The organism is Paenibacillus sp. PvR098 (genome assembly GCF_017833255.1).
Lineage (GTDB): Bacteria > Bacillota > Bacilli > Paenibacillales > NBRC-103111 > Paenibacillus_G.
The window spans coordinates 1,438,964-1,455,511 of sequence record NZ_JAFIBU010000001.1 but is presented as its reverse complement, the minus strand read 5'-3'; the positions used below and the strand labels follow the sequence as shown (position 1 = coordinate 1,455,511).

Annotated in this window: 13 protein-coding genes, 1 pseudogene and 1 riboswitch; of the genes and pseudogenes, 12 read left to right on the top strand and 2 right to left on the bottom strand. The window is 51.1% G+C overall.

The genetic code is table 11. The features are described from left to right. Positions 1 to 59 precede the first annotated feature (59 nt). Positions 60 to 563: a zinc ribbon domain-containing protein gene (locus JOE45_RS07290; RefSeq protein WP_210020832.1), complete on the top strand. Its 504-nt coding sequence runs from the start codon at positions 60 to 62 to the stop codon at positions 561 to 563. Positions 564 to 646: 83 nt separating this feature from the next. On the opposite strand, the gene JOE45_RS07285 is transcribed toward JOE45_RS07290, so the two are convergent. Beyond that, positions 647 to 1,798: a cation:proton antiporter gene (locus JOE45_RS07285; protein WP_210020833.1), complete on the bottom strand. Its 1,152-nt coding sequence runs from the start codon at positions 1,796 to 1,798 to the stop codon at positions 647 to 649. A gap of 152 nt (positions 1,799 to 1,950) precedes the next feature. Between JOE45_RS07285 and JOE45_RS07280 the strand changes: the two are divergent. The 8 genes and pseudogenes from JOE45_RS07280 to JOE45_RS07245 all read left to right on the top strand — a co-directional run. Next, a pseudogene (locus JOE45_RS07280) lies at positions 1,951 to 2,140 on the top strand (L-arabinose isomerase); the annotation flags it as partial. A gap of 188 nt (positions 2,141 to 2,328) precedes the next feature. Next, complete coding sequence (locus JOE45_RS07275; protein WP_210020834.1) at positions 2,329 to 3,504, top strand: cation:proton antiporter; 1,176 nt, start codon at positions 2,329 to 2,331, stop codon at positions 3,502 to 3,504. 421 nt (positions 3,505 to 3,925) lie between these two features. Beyond that, positions 3,926 to 4,006: riboswitch (cyclic di-GMP riboswitch) on the top strand. A 191-nt stretch (positions 4,007 to 4,197) separates the two neighbouring features. Continuing rightward, entirely contained in the window at positions 4,198 to 4,557 is a 360-nt protein-coding gene (locus JOE45_RS07270; RefSeq protein WP_210020835.1) for a response regulator, read from the top strand. Between the two features lie 154 nt (positions 4,558 to 4,711). Next, positions 4,712 to 5,404: a metal-dependent hydrolase gene (locus tag JOE45_RS07265; protein WP_210020836.1), complete on the top strand. Its 693-nt coding sequence runs from the start codon at positions 4,712 to 4,714 to the stop codon at positions 5,402 to 5,404. Positions 5,405 to 5,420: 16 nt separating this feature from the next. After that, the gene (locus tag JOE45_RS07260) at positions 5,421 to 5,867 is read left to right on the top strand and encodes a GNAT family N-acetyltransferase (RefSeq protein WP_210020837.1); all 447 of its coding nucleotides are present in this window, start codon (positions 5,421 to 5,423) and stop codon (positions 5,865 to 5,867) included. A 262-nt stretch (positions 5,868 to 6,129) separates the two neighbouring features. After that, a complete protein-coding gene (locus JOE45_RS07255) occupies positions 6,130 to 7,890 on the top strand; it encodes an ABC transporter ATP-binding protein (protein ID WP_210020838.1) in 1,761 nt (586 codons plus the stop codon). Beyond that, entirely contained in the window at positions 7,887 to 9,644 is a 1,758-nt protein-coding gene (locus JOE45_RS07250) for an ABC transporter ATP-binding protein (protein ID WP_210020839.1), read from the top strand. The genes JOE45_RS07255 and JOE45_RS07250 overlap by 4 nt, the downstream gene beginning before the upstream one ends. Before the next feature lie 3 nt (positions 9,645 to 9,647). Continuing rightward, complete coding sequence (locus JOE45_RS07245) at positions 9,648 to 9,827, top strand: hypothetical protein (protein ID WP_210020840.1); 180 nt, start codon at positions 9,648 to 9,650, stop codon at positions 9,825 to 9,827. On the opposite strand, the gene JOE45_RS07240 is transcribed toward JOE45_RS07245, so the two are convergent. Continuing rightward, positions 9,824 to 11,404: a sulfatase-like hydrolase/transferase gene (locus JOE45_RS07240; protein WP_210020841.1), complete on the bottom strand. Its 1,581-nt coding sequence runs from the start codon at positions 11,402 to 11,404 to the stop codon at positions 9,824 to 9,826. The two genes, JOE45_RS07245 and JOE45_RS07240, sit on opposite strands and share 4 nt — an antisense overlap. Before the next feature lie 109 nt (positions 11,405 to 11,513). Here JOE45_RS07240 and JOE45_RS07235 point away from each other — a divergent pair, with 109 nt between their 5' ends. The 3 genes from JOE45_RS07235 to ppdK all read left to right on the top strand — a co-directional run bounded on the left by JOE45_RS07235 (position 11,514) and on the right by ppdK (position 16,484). Beyond that, positions 11,514 to 12,275, top strand: a complete 762-nt coding sequence (locus JOE45_RS07235) for an FHA domain-containing protein (RefSeq protein WP_245246782.1) — start codon at positions 11,514 to 11,516, stop codon at positions 12,273 to 12,275. A 34-nt stretch (positions 12,276 to 12,309) separates the two neighbouring features. Then, the gene (murA, locus tag JOE45_RS07230) at positions 12,310 to 13,605 is read left to right on the top strand and encodes a UDP-N-acetylglucosamine 1-carboxyvinyltransferase (RefSeq protein WP_210020842.1); all 1,296 of its coding nucleotides are present in this window, start codon (positions 12,310 to 12,312) and stop codon (positions 13,603 to 13,605) included. A gap of 185 nt (positions 13,606 to 13,790) precedes the next feature. Continuing rightward, entirely contained in the window at positions 13,791 to 16,484 is a 2,694-nt protein-coding gene (gene ppdK / locus JOE45_RS07225; protein WP_210020843.1) for a pyruvate, phosphate dikinase, read from the top strand. Positions 16,485 to 16,548: the final 64 nt, after the last annotated feature.

Genomic DNA, 16,548 nt, shown 5'->3' with positions numbered 1-16,548 from the left:
AGCAAGATATTCGGTATGATACAGTATAGGGAATGTTTAGGAGTAGGAGGGGTTGCAGCATGAACCATTTCTTGTCTAAGCTAAAGCAAGGGGCAAGCCGCGCGGCAGATAAAGCCCAACAAGCTATAGAGGTGACCAAAATATCGGCGCAAATCCATTCGAAGCGAAAACAACTTGACCAAAACATCTATCAAATCGGTTTAGAGGTGTACGAGGCTTATAAATCGGCAGACCTTAGCATGGCGGAGAAATCGGTACGAATGTATTCGCAGGAGAATCAAGCCCTGGAGGTACAAATCCGTGAATTAGAAGAACAGATCCGTTTATTGAAGCATGAGAAACGGTGTGCTTGCGGTCTATCTGTTCCCGAGCAGGCGAAATTCTGTACAGACTGCGGCGCACGTTTGGAGGCAACGGGAGTACCTTATTTACCGCAAATAAAGCAGACACCCCCGCCGTATGTTCCTAACCGTCCCGAGACTATGGGCGAGCCGCTAAGGAAGGACGTCACGCCACGGATCCGATCGGAATCGCACAAGGAACCCCCCAAGTTATTCGAATAGGTTGTAAATGAAGAAGGAGTCCTATCAAAGGGCTCCTTCTTGCGTAAAATGAAAACTCGTGATGCGGGCGTACCTGAGTTGATTTATGGTGAGCTTTGCTTTGCATGTTCTGGCGTATTGAAAAACAGCTTCATCATTGGAGGAGTTACTAATGTTGTTATTAATATAACAATAACAATCACAGCAAACATATTACTGTTCAAGAGGCCGGAATCTAATCCCATTGCGGCAATAATTAGGGCCACTTCGCCGCGAGAAACCATTGCAGCCCCTATGCCAAAAGAATTCCTCCAGCGAAAGCCCGCTAATTTAGCTCCTAAGGCTGAGCCAAACAGTTTTGTAAGTATTGCTATTACACTTAAACCTACAATAAGCCATGTATTTTGCGTGATCCCCACGAACTCAACGGTGACCCCAATGGATGTAAAGAAAACAGGAACAAATAAAGAATAGCTTATCGTTTCCACTTTTTCAGCAACTTCATGTGTATGTTTAGTTAAGCTGATCGCTACACCCGCAATGTAAGCTCCAATAATGGCTGCTACCCCGGCATATTCAGCTAAATATGCGTAAACGAAACAAATGATAAGTGCGGCAGAAATCACGGATTCCGTTACGCGAAGAGGCGCAAATTTTTTTAAGATCCAAGGTACCATTTTCCATCCAATAAGGATCGCCATAGCAAAAAATAAAACCTTTTTCAAAATCACCGATGCTAAGTCTACTTCGCCGCCTGCAAAGCTCATGACAAAGGCCAGTGCAATAATGACAAGAATGTCATCAATTACCGCAGCACCAAGTATGGTTGTTCCTTCTCTAGATTTTAATTTTTCCATCTCTTTAAGAGCCTGGACAGAAATACTAACACTTGTGGCTGACAGCAATAGACCGAGAAATACGGATTCTATTGGTGGGAGTCCGATCATTTTACCCGCTAAATAGCCTACAGATAAGGGCGCAATAATTCCAAGTATGCCTACATATATCGAGCTCTTCCCTGTACGTTTGAACTCCTTCGTATCGGTTTCAAGACCAGCTATAAACATCAAGAGTATAACACCGATTTGACTGAATTCTTTAAGGATCTCCGTGTTAGTTATGACTCCCAGGACAGTGGGGCCAAGAACGATACCTATAAGTAGTTTGCCAAGTACGGAGGGTTGTCCTAACCTGCTGCTGATGTCCCCGGCCATTTTAGATGCTAGCAATATGATAGCTAATTGAAATATAAGCATAGATGCTCCACCCTTCTGAACTTTCTTAGTGTACGCCGCTTTAAGGTAAGAAATACAAAAAGAACCGGGGTACCTTTGAAAGAGGTGGGTGAGCATTCCAGGCGAATGATCGCTGGATTCGACCAAGATTCGTCTATACCGTTCAAGCTGAGCTTCGTAAGCCGCAGCCGTCGCTGCGGGACTCGGCTGAGGCTTGGATTTTGGCGGGGGGTGCCCATCACACGGTCTTCTCTTACACCGTTACTGCGGGTGCATATATCCGACTGGGCGGAAATGACGGGAATGGGGTGCGTGGTCATCGATAAGCACACTTCCCCGCGAGCTTTCCGTAACGAACTGTGATTGAACGATGCCGCATGGCGTTTACGTTAAAACGAATAAAACTCTTGAATTATTAGTATATCCAATGCTATAATAATAGAGTCAACAAATGAATATTAGCAGTTCTTAGGAGGAGCCTGTCACAGACGCAATCAGTCTGTACAGGCTCCTTTTGTGCTGCAAATCAATTATGACGGGAGTGGTAGGCTTTGCTGTTTTTCTTTCAATTATTAATCATTTTGGTCTGCACGAAACTCGCAGGGGACCTCTGCGTAAGGCTTGGCCAGCCTGCTGTCCTAGGCAAGCTCATCGTGGGTATCCTCATTGGACCCGCGTTGCTGGGATGGATCCAAAATTCAGATTTGCTGCAAGCGTTCAGCCAAATCGGGGTTTTGTTATTGATGTTTATTGCCGGTTTGGAAACGGATGTCCAGGAGTTAAACCGGAACCGGAATTCATCGGTTACAGTGGCCGTCGGAGGGATAATCATGCCTCTGCTTGGAGGATACTACGGAGGGCAACTCATGGGGCTTGGGCAAGCCGAATCGTTGTTCCTGGGTTTACTGTTCTCGGCGACTTCCGTTAGTATTTCGGTGCAAACGCTTAAGGATTTGGGACAATTAAAAAGTAGAGAAAGCGTTACTATTCTTGGCGCAGCCATCGTTGACGATATTTTGGTCGTCATTCTGCTTGCATTCTTGATGAGCTTTTTTGTGGGCGGCGGGGACGTCAGCTTAGGGCTGCTGATAGGCAAAAAAGTACTGTTCTTTGCTCTCATCATTGTTCTCGGCTGGAAGGTCGTTCCATGGGTGATGAAACGGATCGCACCGCTGCGCGTGTCTGAAACGGTCATTACTGCTGCACTGATCGTCTGCTTCGGTTTTTCTTACCTTGCCGAGTCGCTGCAAATCGCTGGTATTATCGGTGCGTTCGCAGCAGGGATCGCGGTGGCCCAAACGAATTTTAAGACAGAAGTCGTGCACAAGCTGGAGCCAATCGCTTATGCAGTGTTCGTTCCCGTGTTTTTTGTCAGTATCGGTGTTTCCGTAACCTTTGACGGGATTATGGACCAGCTTCCGCTCATTGCCGGGCTTACTGTAATGGCCGTATTGACTAAGATCATCGGATGCGGCTTGGGAGCACGTGTGACCGGTTTTAATTGGAAATCGTCTTTAAGCATCGGAGCGGGCATGGTATCCCGCGGCGAGGTGGCCTTGATTATTGCGGCCATTGGACTCGAAATGAATCTTCTACCACAGGCGTTTTTCACATCGGTTATCATTGTCGTCATTCTGACTACCTTGATTACACCTCCGCTTCTCAAATTGTTGTTCGGTGAACAGAAGGAATTAGCGAGCAACAAGGGAGAAACAATGAGCATGTAGTCCCTCCTGAGGGTACTTGCCAGTGGGATGGCCTCGGCCATACAAGCTCCATCACCCAGAGAGGTACCAAACCGCCTTGACAGTTGGTTGACTTGTCCCTTTAACATGAACCTCGTCGATATGACGGTAATCTCTCAACACCTTCAGCGCCTCCGGCTTCTCAATTTCGAAGCTGGAAGCGCTCTTATTTTTCTTTTGACCCCTCAGGCCGACAATACGGTTTATTTGTGGTATGATGGAGAGAGTAATACCAAGATCTGAGTCGTGCGCGACCAAGTGTAAGGCTATTACTACAGGGCTCCGCTTCAGCCGGATGCGTTTGTTAACTATTTAAAGGAAGCCGTATAACGGTCTGTTGGTCTGCGTTTTCGCTCTTGTATTTTCGACATAGGATGCTATAATACATTTTACAATCGGTTTCATTCGAGCAAGGCAAACTTGACGGAAGTCAAGGAAGCAAGCTAAAGGGACTAATGTGTTAACTAAGTCGCCAGCAGCCGAAGGACCAGAGGATATCGTCTGATGCGGGCCTCCCATACGGCTATAGGGAGGTCTTTTTTAGTGAATCAGCATGTATATCGCAAGGTTCATACGAGTCTTACGAATCATCTTGACCAACGCACGTGCCCTTTATAGGTCATGGAAGCCGTTTATCCTTGCGAACATACAACATTCAAGTGGGGGTAATCCGGGGTGAAAAAAATAATAATCGTAGACGATTCCTTATTTATGCGAATGATTCTGAAAAATGCCTTGGATGAATTCGGGTATGAAATTGTGGCCGAGGCGAGTAATGGCGTAGAGGCCCTTACGCTTTATTCTGAACTTAAGCCGGATTTGGTTACATTGGATATTACCATGCCGGAGATGGACGGCCTTACCGCGCTGCAGGAAATCAAAAGGTTGGATCCGGAGGCGAAAGTCATCATGGTGTCTGCCATGGGGCAGCAGGCGCTTCTGATTCGAGCAGTATCGATGGGCGCTATCGATTTTATCGTCAAGCCCTTTAACAAAGATCGCGTCAGGGAGGCTTTAATGAAGGCTTTTGCCTGAACGCATTAGGCTTTGCAGCATCGTATCCACAAGAGGAGAAGAACGGGGAGCCGGTTTTCTTCTTTTTTGAGTTTGTGGCCGTTTCTTTGATACAATGAATGAAGCGCTTGCCTGAATGGGCAATCCATTCCAATACCAAGGAGGAGTAAAAATTATGGAAATCCACTATCATGGGCATTCCTGCGTGCAGCTTAGTCACGGAGGGCACTCTCTGATCATCGATCCGTTCATTTCAGGTAATCCTTTGGCCGCTACGAAACCGGAGGATCTACAGGTAGAGCACATTTTACTTACACACGCACACCAGGACCATATTCTGGATACTGTTCCGATCGCAAAGAAAAATGATGCCACTGTCATCGCTACCTTCGAGCTGGCAACGTACATGAGCTGGCAGGGGACGAAGACGTTTGCTATGAATATTGGCGGCCGCACCTCTCTTGGTTATGCAGACATCGAGATGATCCAAGCGTTTCACAGCTCCGGCATCGTGCTTGAGGAAGAAAAGAAGATCATTTATGGAGGCATGCCGGGCGGTTATATCATTCGCTGGAACGGGTTAACCATTCTTCACAGCGGGGATACCTCACTGTTCTCCGATATGAAGCTGATCGGAGAGCGTAACCAAATTGATCTGGCGTTTCTACCCATCGGCGATGTGTTTACGATGGGACCTCAGGATGCGGCACTAGCTGCAGAGTGGTTACGAGCCAAAACTGTTGTACCTCTGCACTTTAATACGTTCCCGCCAATCCAGCAGGATGCGCAAGCGTTCGCGGAAAGCCTTACAGCTAAGGGAATCACGGGCAGAGCGATGCAGCCGGGCGAAACCTGGATGCTAGAATAGACTTGGGGGTCGCAGTTTGAATCTCAACATCATACTCGTACATACGGAGGAGCAGCTTAAAGGCTGCTTTTCCGTTCGAATAAACGTGTTTGTGGAAGAGCAGCAGGTACCGCCAGATCTCGAAATGGATGAGTTCGACGATTCTTGGATGGCTTGCCGGCATTTTCTTGCAACCGAAGGCTCAAAGCCTGTTGGGGCTGCCCGCTGGCGGATGTATGACGGGCAGACGGCAAAGCTCCAGCGAATCGCCGTGCTCGCGTCTTATCGCGGACGTGGAATCGGCCGCGAGCTTATCCAAGCGATGGAGGCTGACATTCGGGCCCAAGGCGTTCCTGCGGTCATCCTGGATGCGCAGACGCAGGCTGAGTCATTCTACCGTAAGCTCGGGTACGAGACGATCTCGCCCGAGCCGTTTATTGATGCGGGCATATGGCACGTGCGCATGCGCAAGAAGCTCTTGTAGGTCGGCAGCCGACGGCACAACGTTGTTAGCGTGAAAATTAGTCTATCCAGCGGTCCGGCAAGGACAAGCCTCGGCTGTAAGGATGATTTTCAGCGTAGCGGCTTCTGAGGCTGATCAGCTCAACAATTGAACAGAGTTACTCTGCATTCATTAAGCTTCCGCAGCTTTCGCGCGGGGGCTTTTTATTTTCCCGCACTACCTATAGTGAATTAGGCTCGTCCTATGTTAGAATGTTTTTACTCAAAGGGGGATGCGGGAGAACATGAATAAGGTTATACGCAAAATACCTGCCCGGGAATATGCCAGCTTGCTGCAGCACTATTTGAGGCCTCAGCGCAAAAGTATGGCTATTCTTGCGGTTCTGCTGTTAAGCGGCATTGCGATGCAGCTCATCAACCCGCAAATCATTCGCTACTTTATCGATACGGCGCAGGAGCAGGAGAGCAGCAGACCGCTGGTTCTTGCCGCCGGGTTATTTATAGGTGTTACATTGGTGCAGCAGCTGATGGCGGTGGGGGCGTCATATATAGGCGCTAACGTCGGATGGATTGCGACAAATCAGCTGCGCGAGACTGTGGCCGCTCACTGTCTGAAGCTGGATATGTCATTTCACAAATCTCAGACCTCCGGCGCGCTCATTGAACGGGTGGATGGGGACATCAATAATTTGTCTAACTTTTTCTCCAATTTCGTGATCATGCTGGTGAGTAATTTGCTGCTTGTGGCAGGTATGCTCGTGCTGCTGTTTCGGGAAGGCTGGCTGATCGGCATGGGGATGCTTTTTTTTGTGATTTTTGCCATCGCTTCTATTCAATATATCCGCAAATTTGCGGTGCCGCATTGGGGCAAGCTGAGACAGGTGAACGCTACTTTTTACGGTTTTCTTGGCGAGCACTTGGAGGGTACAGAGGATACCCGCGCGAGCGGAGCAACGGGATATGTGATGTATCGCTTTCACAGTTTGCTTCGCGAATGGCTGCCGATCCGTATTCGGGCGTATCTCGGCTGGGCTTCGATGTGGATTACGACGCTGCTGGTGTTTGCGATTGGCAGTGCGGTTGCTTTCGCAATCAGCTTCTATTTGTGGAGGCAGGGCTCGATTACGATAGGGACGGTATATATGATTTTTTACTACACCGAACTGATGGCCAAGCCGATTGAACAAATCAGAACCCAAATGGAGGATCTGCAAAAAGCGGACGCAAGTATCGTACGTATACGCGAACTGCTGCAGACCCAATCACTCATACAAGACGGTAAGGGCGCTGCCATACCGGAAGGTCCGTTGTCAGTGGAATTCGACGGCGTCGAATTCGGATATGATCCGGAGAGCGCAACACTTGAGCATGTCAGCTTCCGTCTAGAGCGCGGTCAGGTGCTGGGCCTGCTCGGTAGGACGGGCAGCGGCAAAACGACTTTGGCGCGGCTTCTTCTGCGTTTTTACGACCCGGGACAAGGGCGTATTGAGCTTGAGGGGATCGATATTCGGGAAGCCAGGCTTCACGAGCTGCGAAGCCGTGTCGGGATGGTAACGCAAAATATCGAGATCTTTCAAGGGACGGTGCGCGACAATCTGACGTTCTATGACGAGTCGGTCGATGACCGGAGAGTCGAGGAGGTGCTGAGGGAGCTCGGTTTGGTTCATTGGCTCCGCACGCTGCCCCGTGGACTGGATTCCATGCTGGAATCAGGCGGGGGCGGCCTGTCAGCTGGAGAAGCTCAACTGCTGTCGTTCGCCAGGGTGTTCCTGCGCGACCCGGGACTCGTCATCCTTGACGAAGCTTCGTCAAGGCTTGATCCTGCAACGGAACAGCGGATCGAACAAGCTATGAACCGGCTTCTTCTCGGTCGTACCTGTATCATCATTGCGCACAGGCTTGCGACGATACAAAGGGCCGATCAAATCCTCGTTCTGGATAACGGACATATTGCGGAGCAAGGGAATCGGGAAAGGCTGGCTGCCGATCCCCATTCCCATTACAGCCGAATGCTTCAGGTAGGAATGGAGGAGCTGCTGGTATGACGACATTCTCCTTTTTGTGGAAGCTGACGCGTTACCGTAAAGGATTGTACTTATGGAATGCGCTCGCTTGGTCATTGATTTATTTGGCCCCGATTGTGCCGGGTCTGATTACGAAGCAGTTTTTTGATATGTTGTCGGGTCATTCGCTCTACCATTTCGGGGTTGGGGCATTGATTGCATTTCTACTTCTATCCGCGCTGGCGAGGGTGGTGTTTATCCTTTTTGGCTTCATGACCGACGTTCACTTCCGATTTCGGATCGGCGGGCTGCTGCGTCGTAATGTACTGAAGCATATCCTGAAGGAACCCGGGGCCCGAGCCATTCCCGGCTCGCCCGGGGAAGCGATCAGCTCGTTTCGGGATGACGTCGATCAAGTGGAAGAAACGGTCAGCTGGTCGGCGGATGCGCTGGGCATGATGTTATTTGCCGCCGTTTCAGCCTTTATCCTCGTACGGATTGACTCGCAGATGACATTATGGGTATTCCTGCCGCTGGTCATTGTTGTGACAGTAGCTCAGTTATTTACAGCGATGCTGCAGAAATATCGCGCAGCCAGCCGGGAAGCGACAAGCCAAGTCACGGGAGCGATTAGCGAAATGTTCGGAACGGTGCAATCCGTTCAAGTAGCCGGCGCAGAAGATCGCGTGATCGGACGCTTTAAACGGCTCAACGGACAACGGCGGGAAGCGATGCTGAAGGACCAGCTTTTGACAACGTCGCTGGACTCGATCTTTTCCAATGCCGTCAATTTCGGTACGGGCTTGATTCTTCTTTTGGCGGCGGAAAAAATGCGGGGCGGCAGCTTTACGGTCGGTGATTTTGCTTTATTCGTGTATTACTTGACTTTCGTGACGCAGTTTATCCAAAACTTCGGTAAGTTTATGACTTATTTCAAAGTCAGTCAAGTAGCCAAAGAACGGCTTCAGGCATTGCTGCAAGGAGCAGAGCCAGAGCGTTTGACAGAGCATCATCCATTGTATCTCCGTGGAGAGCTGCCAGAGCCATCTGAACCGATTCGAACAAATAGAGACAAGCTCGACGTATTGGATGTACGCGGTTTAACCTACCATTATCCGGAGACGGGAAGGGGGATCGAAGGCATTGACCTTCGACTGCCGAGGGCCACGTTTACCGTCATTACCGGACGGGTGGGTTCGGGGAAGACGACGCTGGTTCGGACGCTATTAGGGCTGCTGCCCATGCAGGCAGGGGATATCCGTTGGAACGGCGAGTCGGTGGCGGACCCTAGCGAATTTTTCGTTCCCCCGCGCAGCGCCTATACGCCGCAAATTCCGCGGCTCTACAGCGACACGCTGGAGAACAACATTCTGCTCGGCATACGGCCGGAGGAAGAGCGGCTGCGTCGGGCGATCCGCTCCGCGGTGTTGGAGGAGGATTTAGAGAGACTGCCTCAGGGGCTCTCTACCGTCATCGGACCGCGAGGCGTGAAGCTGTCAGGCGGTCAAGCCCAGCGAACGGCAGCGGCCCGTATGTTTGTGCGTGAGGCGGAGCTGCTCGTTTTTGACGATTTGTCCAGCGCGCTGGACGTGGATACGGAAGGGAAACTGTGGGAGCGTCTGGAAAAGCAGCTGCAGGGGGCGGCGTGCCTGGTCATCTCTCACCGCAAGGCCGCGCTTGCTCGTGCGGACCATATCATCGTGCTGAAGCATGGTCGGGTGGACGCTGCTGGCCGTTTGGAAGAACTGCTGGAGACAAGCGTGGAGCTGCAGAAGCTGTGGCACCGCGAGGAATAAGCCTTGCAGCGATTGGCTGATCATTTGATTGGCATGCGTCCATTCTTGCATCAACTGATCGTGGATCGTCATTTCCCGGGCAAGCGCATGGATCGACATGCTTCAACAACCTACGAATCAACGCGCGGAACAACCCAAAATCCTCGTCCGTATCGGAACGAGGATTTTGGGTTGTTCATTTAATCTTCCTGCTGCTCTCGAACAGGAACGGCCACGATATTCGACTCAGCAAGGATATGGTTTTTCGTGTCCATCACCATGACCTGCAGCTCGAGCAGGCCGGGATGGACAACCAGCTCTTTAGGGAGCTTCACACGGAGAGAAGATTCGCTCAACCACATCGTCTGGAGCTTCATGCCGTTTATGAATACGGTGCTGCCGATGCCGAATCTCCCGCCGCGGACGGTTAGTCTCGATTTATCTCCAAGCGCTACCTGATCCGGGGATACTTCTTCAATCCGCGGTTCTCCATAACCAAGCACGAAACTGGTGCGCTGCCCTCCGGCTTGCTTCTCTGCTTCCAGGATGGCGTTTTGCCGTGCCTCGTACTCTCTTACGACTACTTCATCAATATTCATCGCTTCATAATAGCTTTTCGGTGGGAGAATCGGCATATGCCTGGATAGCTCACCCAAATAATCGGTGTAGCTGCTGCCGTGCCTGTTCGCTAGACTAAGCACATAGGGACCGAGAAAAGAGGGGCTGAAATGCAATGTTTCTTTCTTCTCTTCCGGTAAGTAGTTGCTCCAAACGAGAACAGGAACATGATACATTTTGTTGAGAAATTCCGGGTCGTCCTCGCCGCTGATGTACCCCGCTTCCTCATATACGAAATATTTCTCCAAAGACGGCAAATGATCTCCGAAAAAGACGAGTATCGTCGGCTCCTTCACCTGATCAAAATAGAGGACCAGCTCCTGCAGCATTCTGTCTGCAGCGGTCAAGCCCTGAGCAAATGTCTCCGCAATGCCGATCGCTTCAGGCGATAGTTCATTTCCTTTAATATCAATCGTATTTTTCTTGAATTTGCCAGGATAGTATTGGTAATGGTTTTCCATCGTATTGGCGAAGATGAAGTCGGCGCCTGGGCTTTCCGCGCTTTCCTCAATAATACGTCTCGTTACGGCATAATCACCGATGTACGGTCCCACATATTCATTAGGGTTAAAATATTCCAAGCTGATAAACTGAGAAAAACCAAGGTGCTTATATACCTCGAAGCTGTTGAAGAACCATCCGTGGAAAGGGCTGATGGCTGTAGTTGTATAGCCCTGTTGTGACAAAATGCTGGCTAGTGAAGCGGTTGGTTGTTTAATGACGGTTTCGTAAGGGATAGAATGCTCCGGGAAAAATCTCATGGAGTGTCCGGTCAGCACCTCGAGCTCGACATTCGCTGTACCTCCGCCGAACATGGGAGACAGCATCGTGCCGTGCGTGAACTGCTCTTGCATCGCGTGAAAAAAAGGAATCGGATCCCGGCTGAACGTAAGCTCCGTTAACTGAGTCGCATCCCAAAAGGTTTCATTTAGAACGAAGATGATATTCGGGGGCTTGAGCAGTTCCTCCTTCGTCCATTCATTCGTTGCGGGCTGGACAATCACCGGTGATAAAGCAGCATCCTTCGCCGAATGAATGAATTCCGACGATGGGATCGGCAGAAAGAGCAGTAAACCTATAAACGCGGACAGCAGGCGAATAAACAGGCGCAAGTTGAACACTCCCGTATGTATGCGGTATCTTACATTAACTGCTTGATCCATTATATCATGAGCTCCAGGATACAGATAGTAGCAGGAAAGAAAGCTGAAGTTACTGAAAAATAACTGACTCGTCACCGAACAAACATTTCTATTCGCTTTGTGATACGTTATGATGGAATGGAATTCATACTCACTTGTCCATAGAGGACTGAGAGCCGCTAAGCAGCATTCGGGGGGAACGAAACTGGATACTTTCGCTTGTCTTTATGTGATTCGCGGGGAGCCTTACCGATCCGGAACGTGCCTCAATTTGTCCGCTGTTGAGACCGTAGTGGGCAGGGCGTCCAAGGCGTATTCGCCGGATTTCGCTTTTACGAACGCATTTATATCACGCAAGCACGTCTTGATTCGGCAGGAAGGCAGCAAAGCCGTATTATATGATCTCGGAAGCCGTCACGGTACTGAAATTAACGGAGTGAAGGTGGAGCCGCATCAGTCCTATCCGCTTCAATCGCTGGATATTATCAAGCTGGCTAAGGGGATGACGGTGCTTCATTTTTCGTATATTTTTGCTGATCAGACGTTGGAATTCGAGCCGCTAACGCAGCATTGGGAGGAGCCGGCCGGACAACCGACGATCCACTGGGAAAAAAGGGAATGCGTGGTGGACGACAAACGGTTGTCGATGTCCGAGAAGGAATATTTGTTTCTGTGGCTGCTTTATCAAGAGGCGAATCGGCTTGTGCCGATGGAGCAGATCAAAAGAAGCGTCTGGCCGGAACGCCCTTCAGGAACGGACGGCGTTCCCGATGTCAGCATGGATGAGCTGAATGCGCTCGTGTACCGAATTCGCAAGAAATACGGCAAAGACACGTTTCTGATCAGTGCGGTGCGCGGCAGCGGATATGTGTTGGAGTGGGATTCGAAATAGCGTGCGTGCACATGTGGAAAGTAGGGTTACGCGAATGAGATTTATTCAAATCGAACCTGCAGGACCGCTTCAAGGCTCCATAACGATACCCGGCTCTAAGAACAGCTCGCTTGCCCTGCTTGCCGCTGCCTGTTTGGCGGACGGTCAAGTAACGCTGGAGGGTATTCCCGATATTTATGATGTCAAGGTGATTGCCGGGATTGGGCGTGATATCGGTTTAAGACTGTCACGCATGCCGAACGGCAGCATTGTAATTGATCCGCGGTACATTCACAGCGCCATTATTGACCCAGGCAAAGCTTCTTCGTACCGTGCTTCGTATTATTTTGCCGGTGCGCTGCTTGCCAAGTTCGGAAGGGTTACCGTTGGTTTTCCCGGAGGGGACGATTTCTCTTCCAGGCCGATTGACCAGCATATGAAAGCATTTAAGGCGCTGGGCGCAAAGGTTGTATTTCATGAGGATCATTATGTAGTGGAAGCAAGTACGCTTCGGGGTGCGGAAATTTATTTCGATACGGTTACGTCGGGGGCGACAATCAACACCATGCTGGCCGCCGTACGGGCCCAGGGCAGAACGAACTTGTACCATGCAGCCGTCGATCCGGAGGTTGTCGATACAGCTGCGTTTCTGAACGGGCTGGGGGCAAAAATATACGGTGCCGGAACGGACCGGATACGCATTGAAGGAGTGCCGTACTTAAACGGAGGAATCCATACCGTTATTCCGGATCGCCTTGTGGCCGGCGCTTTTTTGATGGCGGCGGGGATGACAGGGGGGTGCGTCACGGTAACCGATGTTATCCCGGAGCATCTGGGTTCCTGTATTTCCAAGCTCATTGAAGCGGGATTGGCGGTTGAATGCTCCGAATCAGGCATCACGGCGTACGGAATGAATGCGATTAAGGCAACACGTATCCGAGCTGCCATGTATCCGGGCTTCGCTACAGACCTGCAGCAGCCAATGACCGCCCTGCTAACGCAGGCCAGGGGCAAGAGCATCATCACGGATAAAGTATATCCCAATAGGTTTAATCATGTGCCGCAGCTGCGAAGGATGGGAGCGGAGATCGAGGTGCGCGGGGAGAGTGCGTTTATCCGCGGCGGCCGTCCGCTTGTCGGCAACTGGGTGCATGCCACCGACGTTCGGGCGGGAACGTCTCTGATCTTGGCCGGACTAACCGCCGAAGGCTGTACGCGCATAAGTGGTGTGGAACATGTGGAGCGCGGCTATGATGACGTCATCGGCAGCTTCCAGTCGCTTGGGGCTCGAATATCGCTGCAGAATGCCCAAAATACGGAGCAGGCTGAGGAAGCAGCAGGAACAATTTGATTGATATTTCATGGGATAAAAATGGAGAAGGCATCACGCTCGTTGGAGCGCATAGATGTCTTCTCTTTTTGCATACATTACGTATTAATAATTTTAATAGTACACACTATTTACAAAATATAAGGTGTATGTTATGTTTTATTTAATCATTTTTCCGATATATTCCACTTAGGAGGAATTCCATTATGCGAAGCGTAGTTCCGTTCGAAGCAGGTCATGCCGGTATGAAACAATGGCTCGGAGGAAAAGGGGCCAATCTGGCGGAAATGACCAATGCCGGATTGCCGGTGCCGCCTGGTTTTACCATTACGACCGAGGTGTGCCGAGCGTATTATGCCGCCGACAGACAGCTTCCCAAGGGGCTTATGGGAGAAGTAGAGCAAGCCATGAAGCAGCTTGAATCCGTTAAGGGCCAGCGATTCGGCGATCCTCTGAATCCGCTGCTGGTTTCGGTCCGTTCCGGTTCGGTCACCTCAATGCCTGGCATGATGGATACGATCTTGAACCTGGGCATGAATGACGAAACAGTCCGAGGGCTTGCGGAGCTCACCGGCAACCCGCGTTTCGCTTATGATTGCTATAGACGGTTGATTCAAATGTTTGGCAGTGTCGTGTTTGATCTGGAGTCGTATCATTTTGAAGGCTTGCTACATCGCATGAAGGAGCAAAGTCGCGTCGATTATGATAGTCAGGTGAGCGCTGAAGTCTGGATGCAACTAGTTGAAGATTACAAAGCAATCATACTCAAAGAAACCGGACGTCCGTTTCCGCAGCAGGTTGAGGAACAGTTGGAGCTTGCGGTGGAAGCGGTGTTCCGTTCGTGGAACAATGCCCGTGCGAAGGTGTACCGCAAGGTTCACCACATCCCGGATGAGCAGGGCACGGCGGTAAATATTCAATCGATGGTATTCGGCAACATGGGAAGCGATTGCGGCACGGGTGTCGTGTTCACGCGCAATCCTTCTACCGGGGCGAAGTCGCTTTACGGCGAATACCTGATGAACGCGCAGGGCGAGGATGTCGTCGCCGGTGTTCGGACGCCGGTACCGATTGCCGAGCTGAAGAATGACATGCCTGAAGTATATGACCAATTGGCGAGTACGGCTGAATCGCTGGAGCTGCACTACAAGGATATGCAGGACATTGAATTTACGGTCGAGCGCGGAAAGCTGTACCTGCTGCAAACTCGAGACGGTAAACGGACCGCCCAGGCAGCTGTTAAGATCGCGGTAGATCTTGTACGCGAAGGCATTGTGGAGCGGGGAGAAGCGATTGAGCGGATCGAGCCGTTTCACCTGGATCAGCTGCTCCATCGGGCGATTGATACCGACAAACCCCTCAACGTTCTCGCAAGCGGGCTTCCGGCTTCGCCAGGAGCAGCGACGGGAGCAGCTGTCTTTGATGCTGATACAGCGGAGTCTTGGGTGCGCGCAGGCCGCAAGGTCATCCTGGTCCGTTCAGAGACAACGCCGGAGGATATTCATGGCGTGCTGGCTGCGGAAGGCGTGTTGACAAGCCGGGGCGGCATGACAAGCCATGCGGCAGTTGTCGCGCGAGGGATGGGTAAGCCGTGCGTCTGCGGCTGTGAATCCATCCGTATCGAGGATCGTGTCTTTACCGTTGAAGTCGACGGCGAGATGAGGGTCATCAGGGAAGGCGATGATATCTCGATTGACGGTGCTACGGGACGCGTCATTCTGGGAGGCGTGAGCCTGCGTGAGCCAGTGATCACTACGGAACTGCAACAGCTGCTGAGCTGGGCGGATGCGATTCGAACGCTGCAGGTGTACACGAATGCGGATACGCCGGAGGATGCGGCTAAAGCTCGAAGCTTTGGCGCTGAAGGCATTGGACTGTGCCGGACAGAGCATATGTTTATGTCCGCCGATCGGGTTCCGGTTGTACAGGCAATGATTCTCGCCGAGACGGATGAAGAACGCACCGAAGCGCTGTCGCAGCTGCTGCCTATGCAGCAGGACGATTTCGAGGGCATCTTTCACGCGATGAACGGTCTTCACGTAACGATCCGGCTGCTGGATCCTCCGCTGCATGAGTTTTTACCGAATCTGGAACAGTTGATCGTTCAGCAGGAGCGATTGCGCTTCCAGGCGGATGCCGATCCGTCGGAACGTGAACAGCTCGACAAGCTGCTGCGCAAAGTAAGGGCGCTGCATGAAATGAACCCGATGCTGGGAACACGGGGCTGCCGACTTGGTCTGGTGCTGCCTGAAATCTATGAGATGCAGGTGGAGGCTGTTTTCCGCGCCGTGCTCAGCTGTATGAAAGAGCAAGTAGATGTGAAGCCGGATATCATGATCCCGCTTGTTGGTCATGCCAATGAGCTGAAGCGGATGCGAGAGCTGGTCGAGCGCAAGGCCGAGGAAGTGCTGGGCGATGCGGCACGTACCTTCCATTACCGGATCGGCACAATGATCGAAGTGCCTCGCGCTGCTGTGACGGCGGCACAAATTGCGGCACATGCGGATTTCTTCTCGTTCGGGACGAATGATTTGACACAGATGACGTTCGGCTACAGCCGGGACGATGCGGAAGGCAAGTTCCTGACACATTACGTGGAGTCAAAGCTGCTGCCGGATAATCCGTTCCAGGTGCTGGATCGGGATGGCGTCGGCCGGTTGATTGAGTGGGCGGTCGAACAAGGAAAATCTGTGAAACCGCAGCTGAAGACGAGTATATGTGGTGAGCACGGCGGCGACAAGCAGTCGATCTTCTTTTGCCATGCAGTAGGACTTGACTATGTGAGCTGTTCGCCTTACCGGGTACCGCTCGCCCGAATCGCTGCAGCTCAGGCTCAGCTGGCTTTGGGTAAAGTCAACAAGACCGATGCGACAGGTCTTGTTCCGGAGCGAAGCGCATAACTTTTCCGGAATGGAAATTTTAAGTAATTGATGATATACTGAATTGATGACAACATAAAGAGAT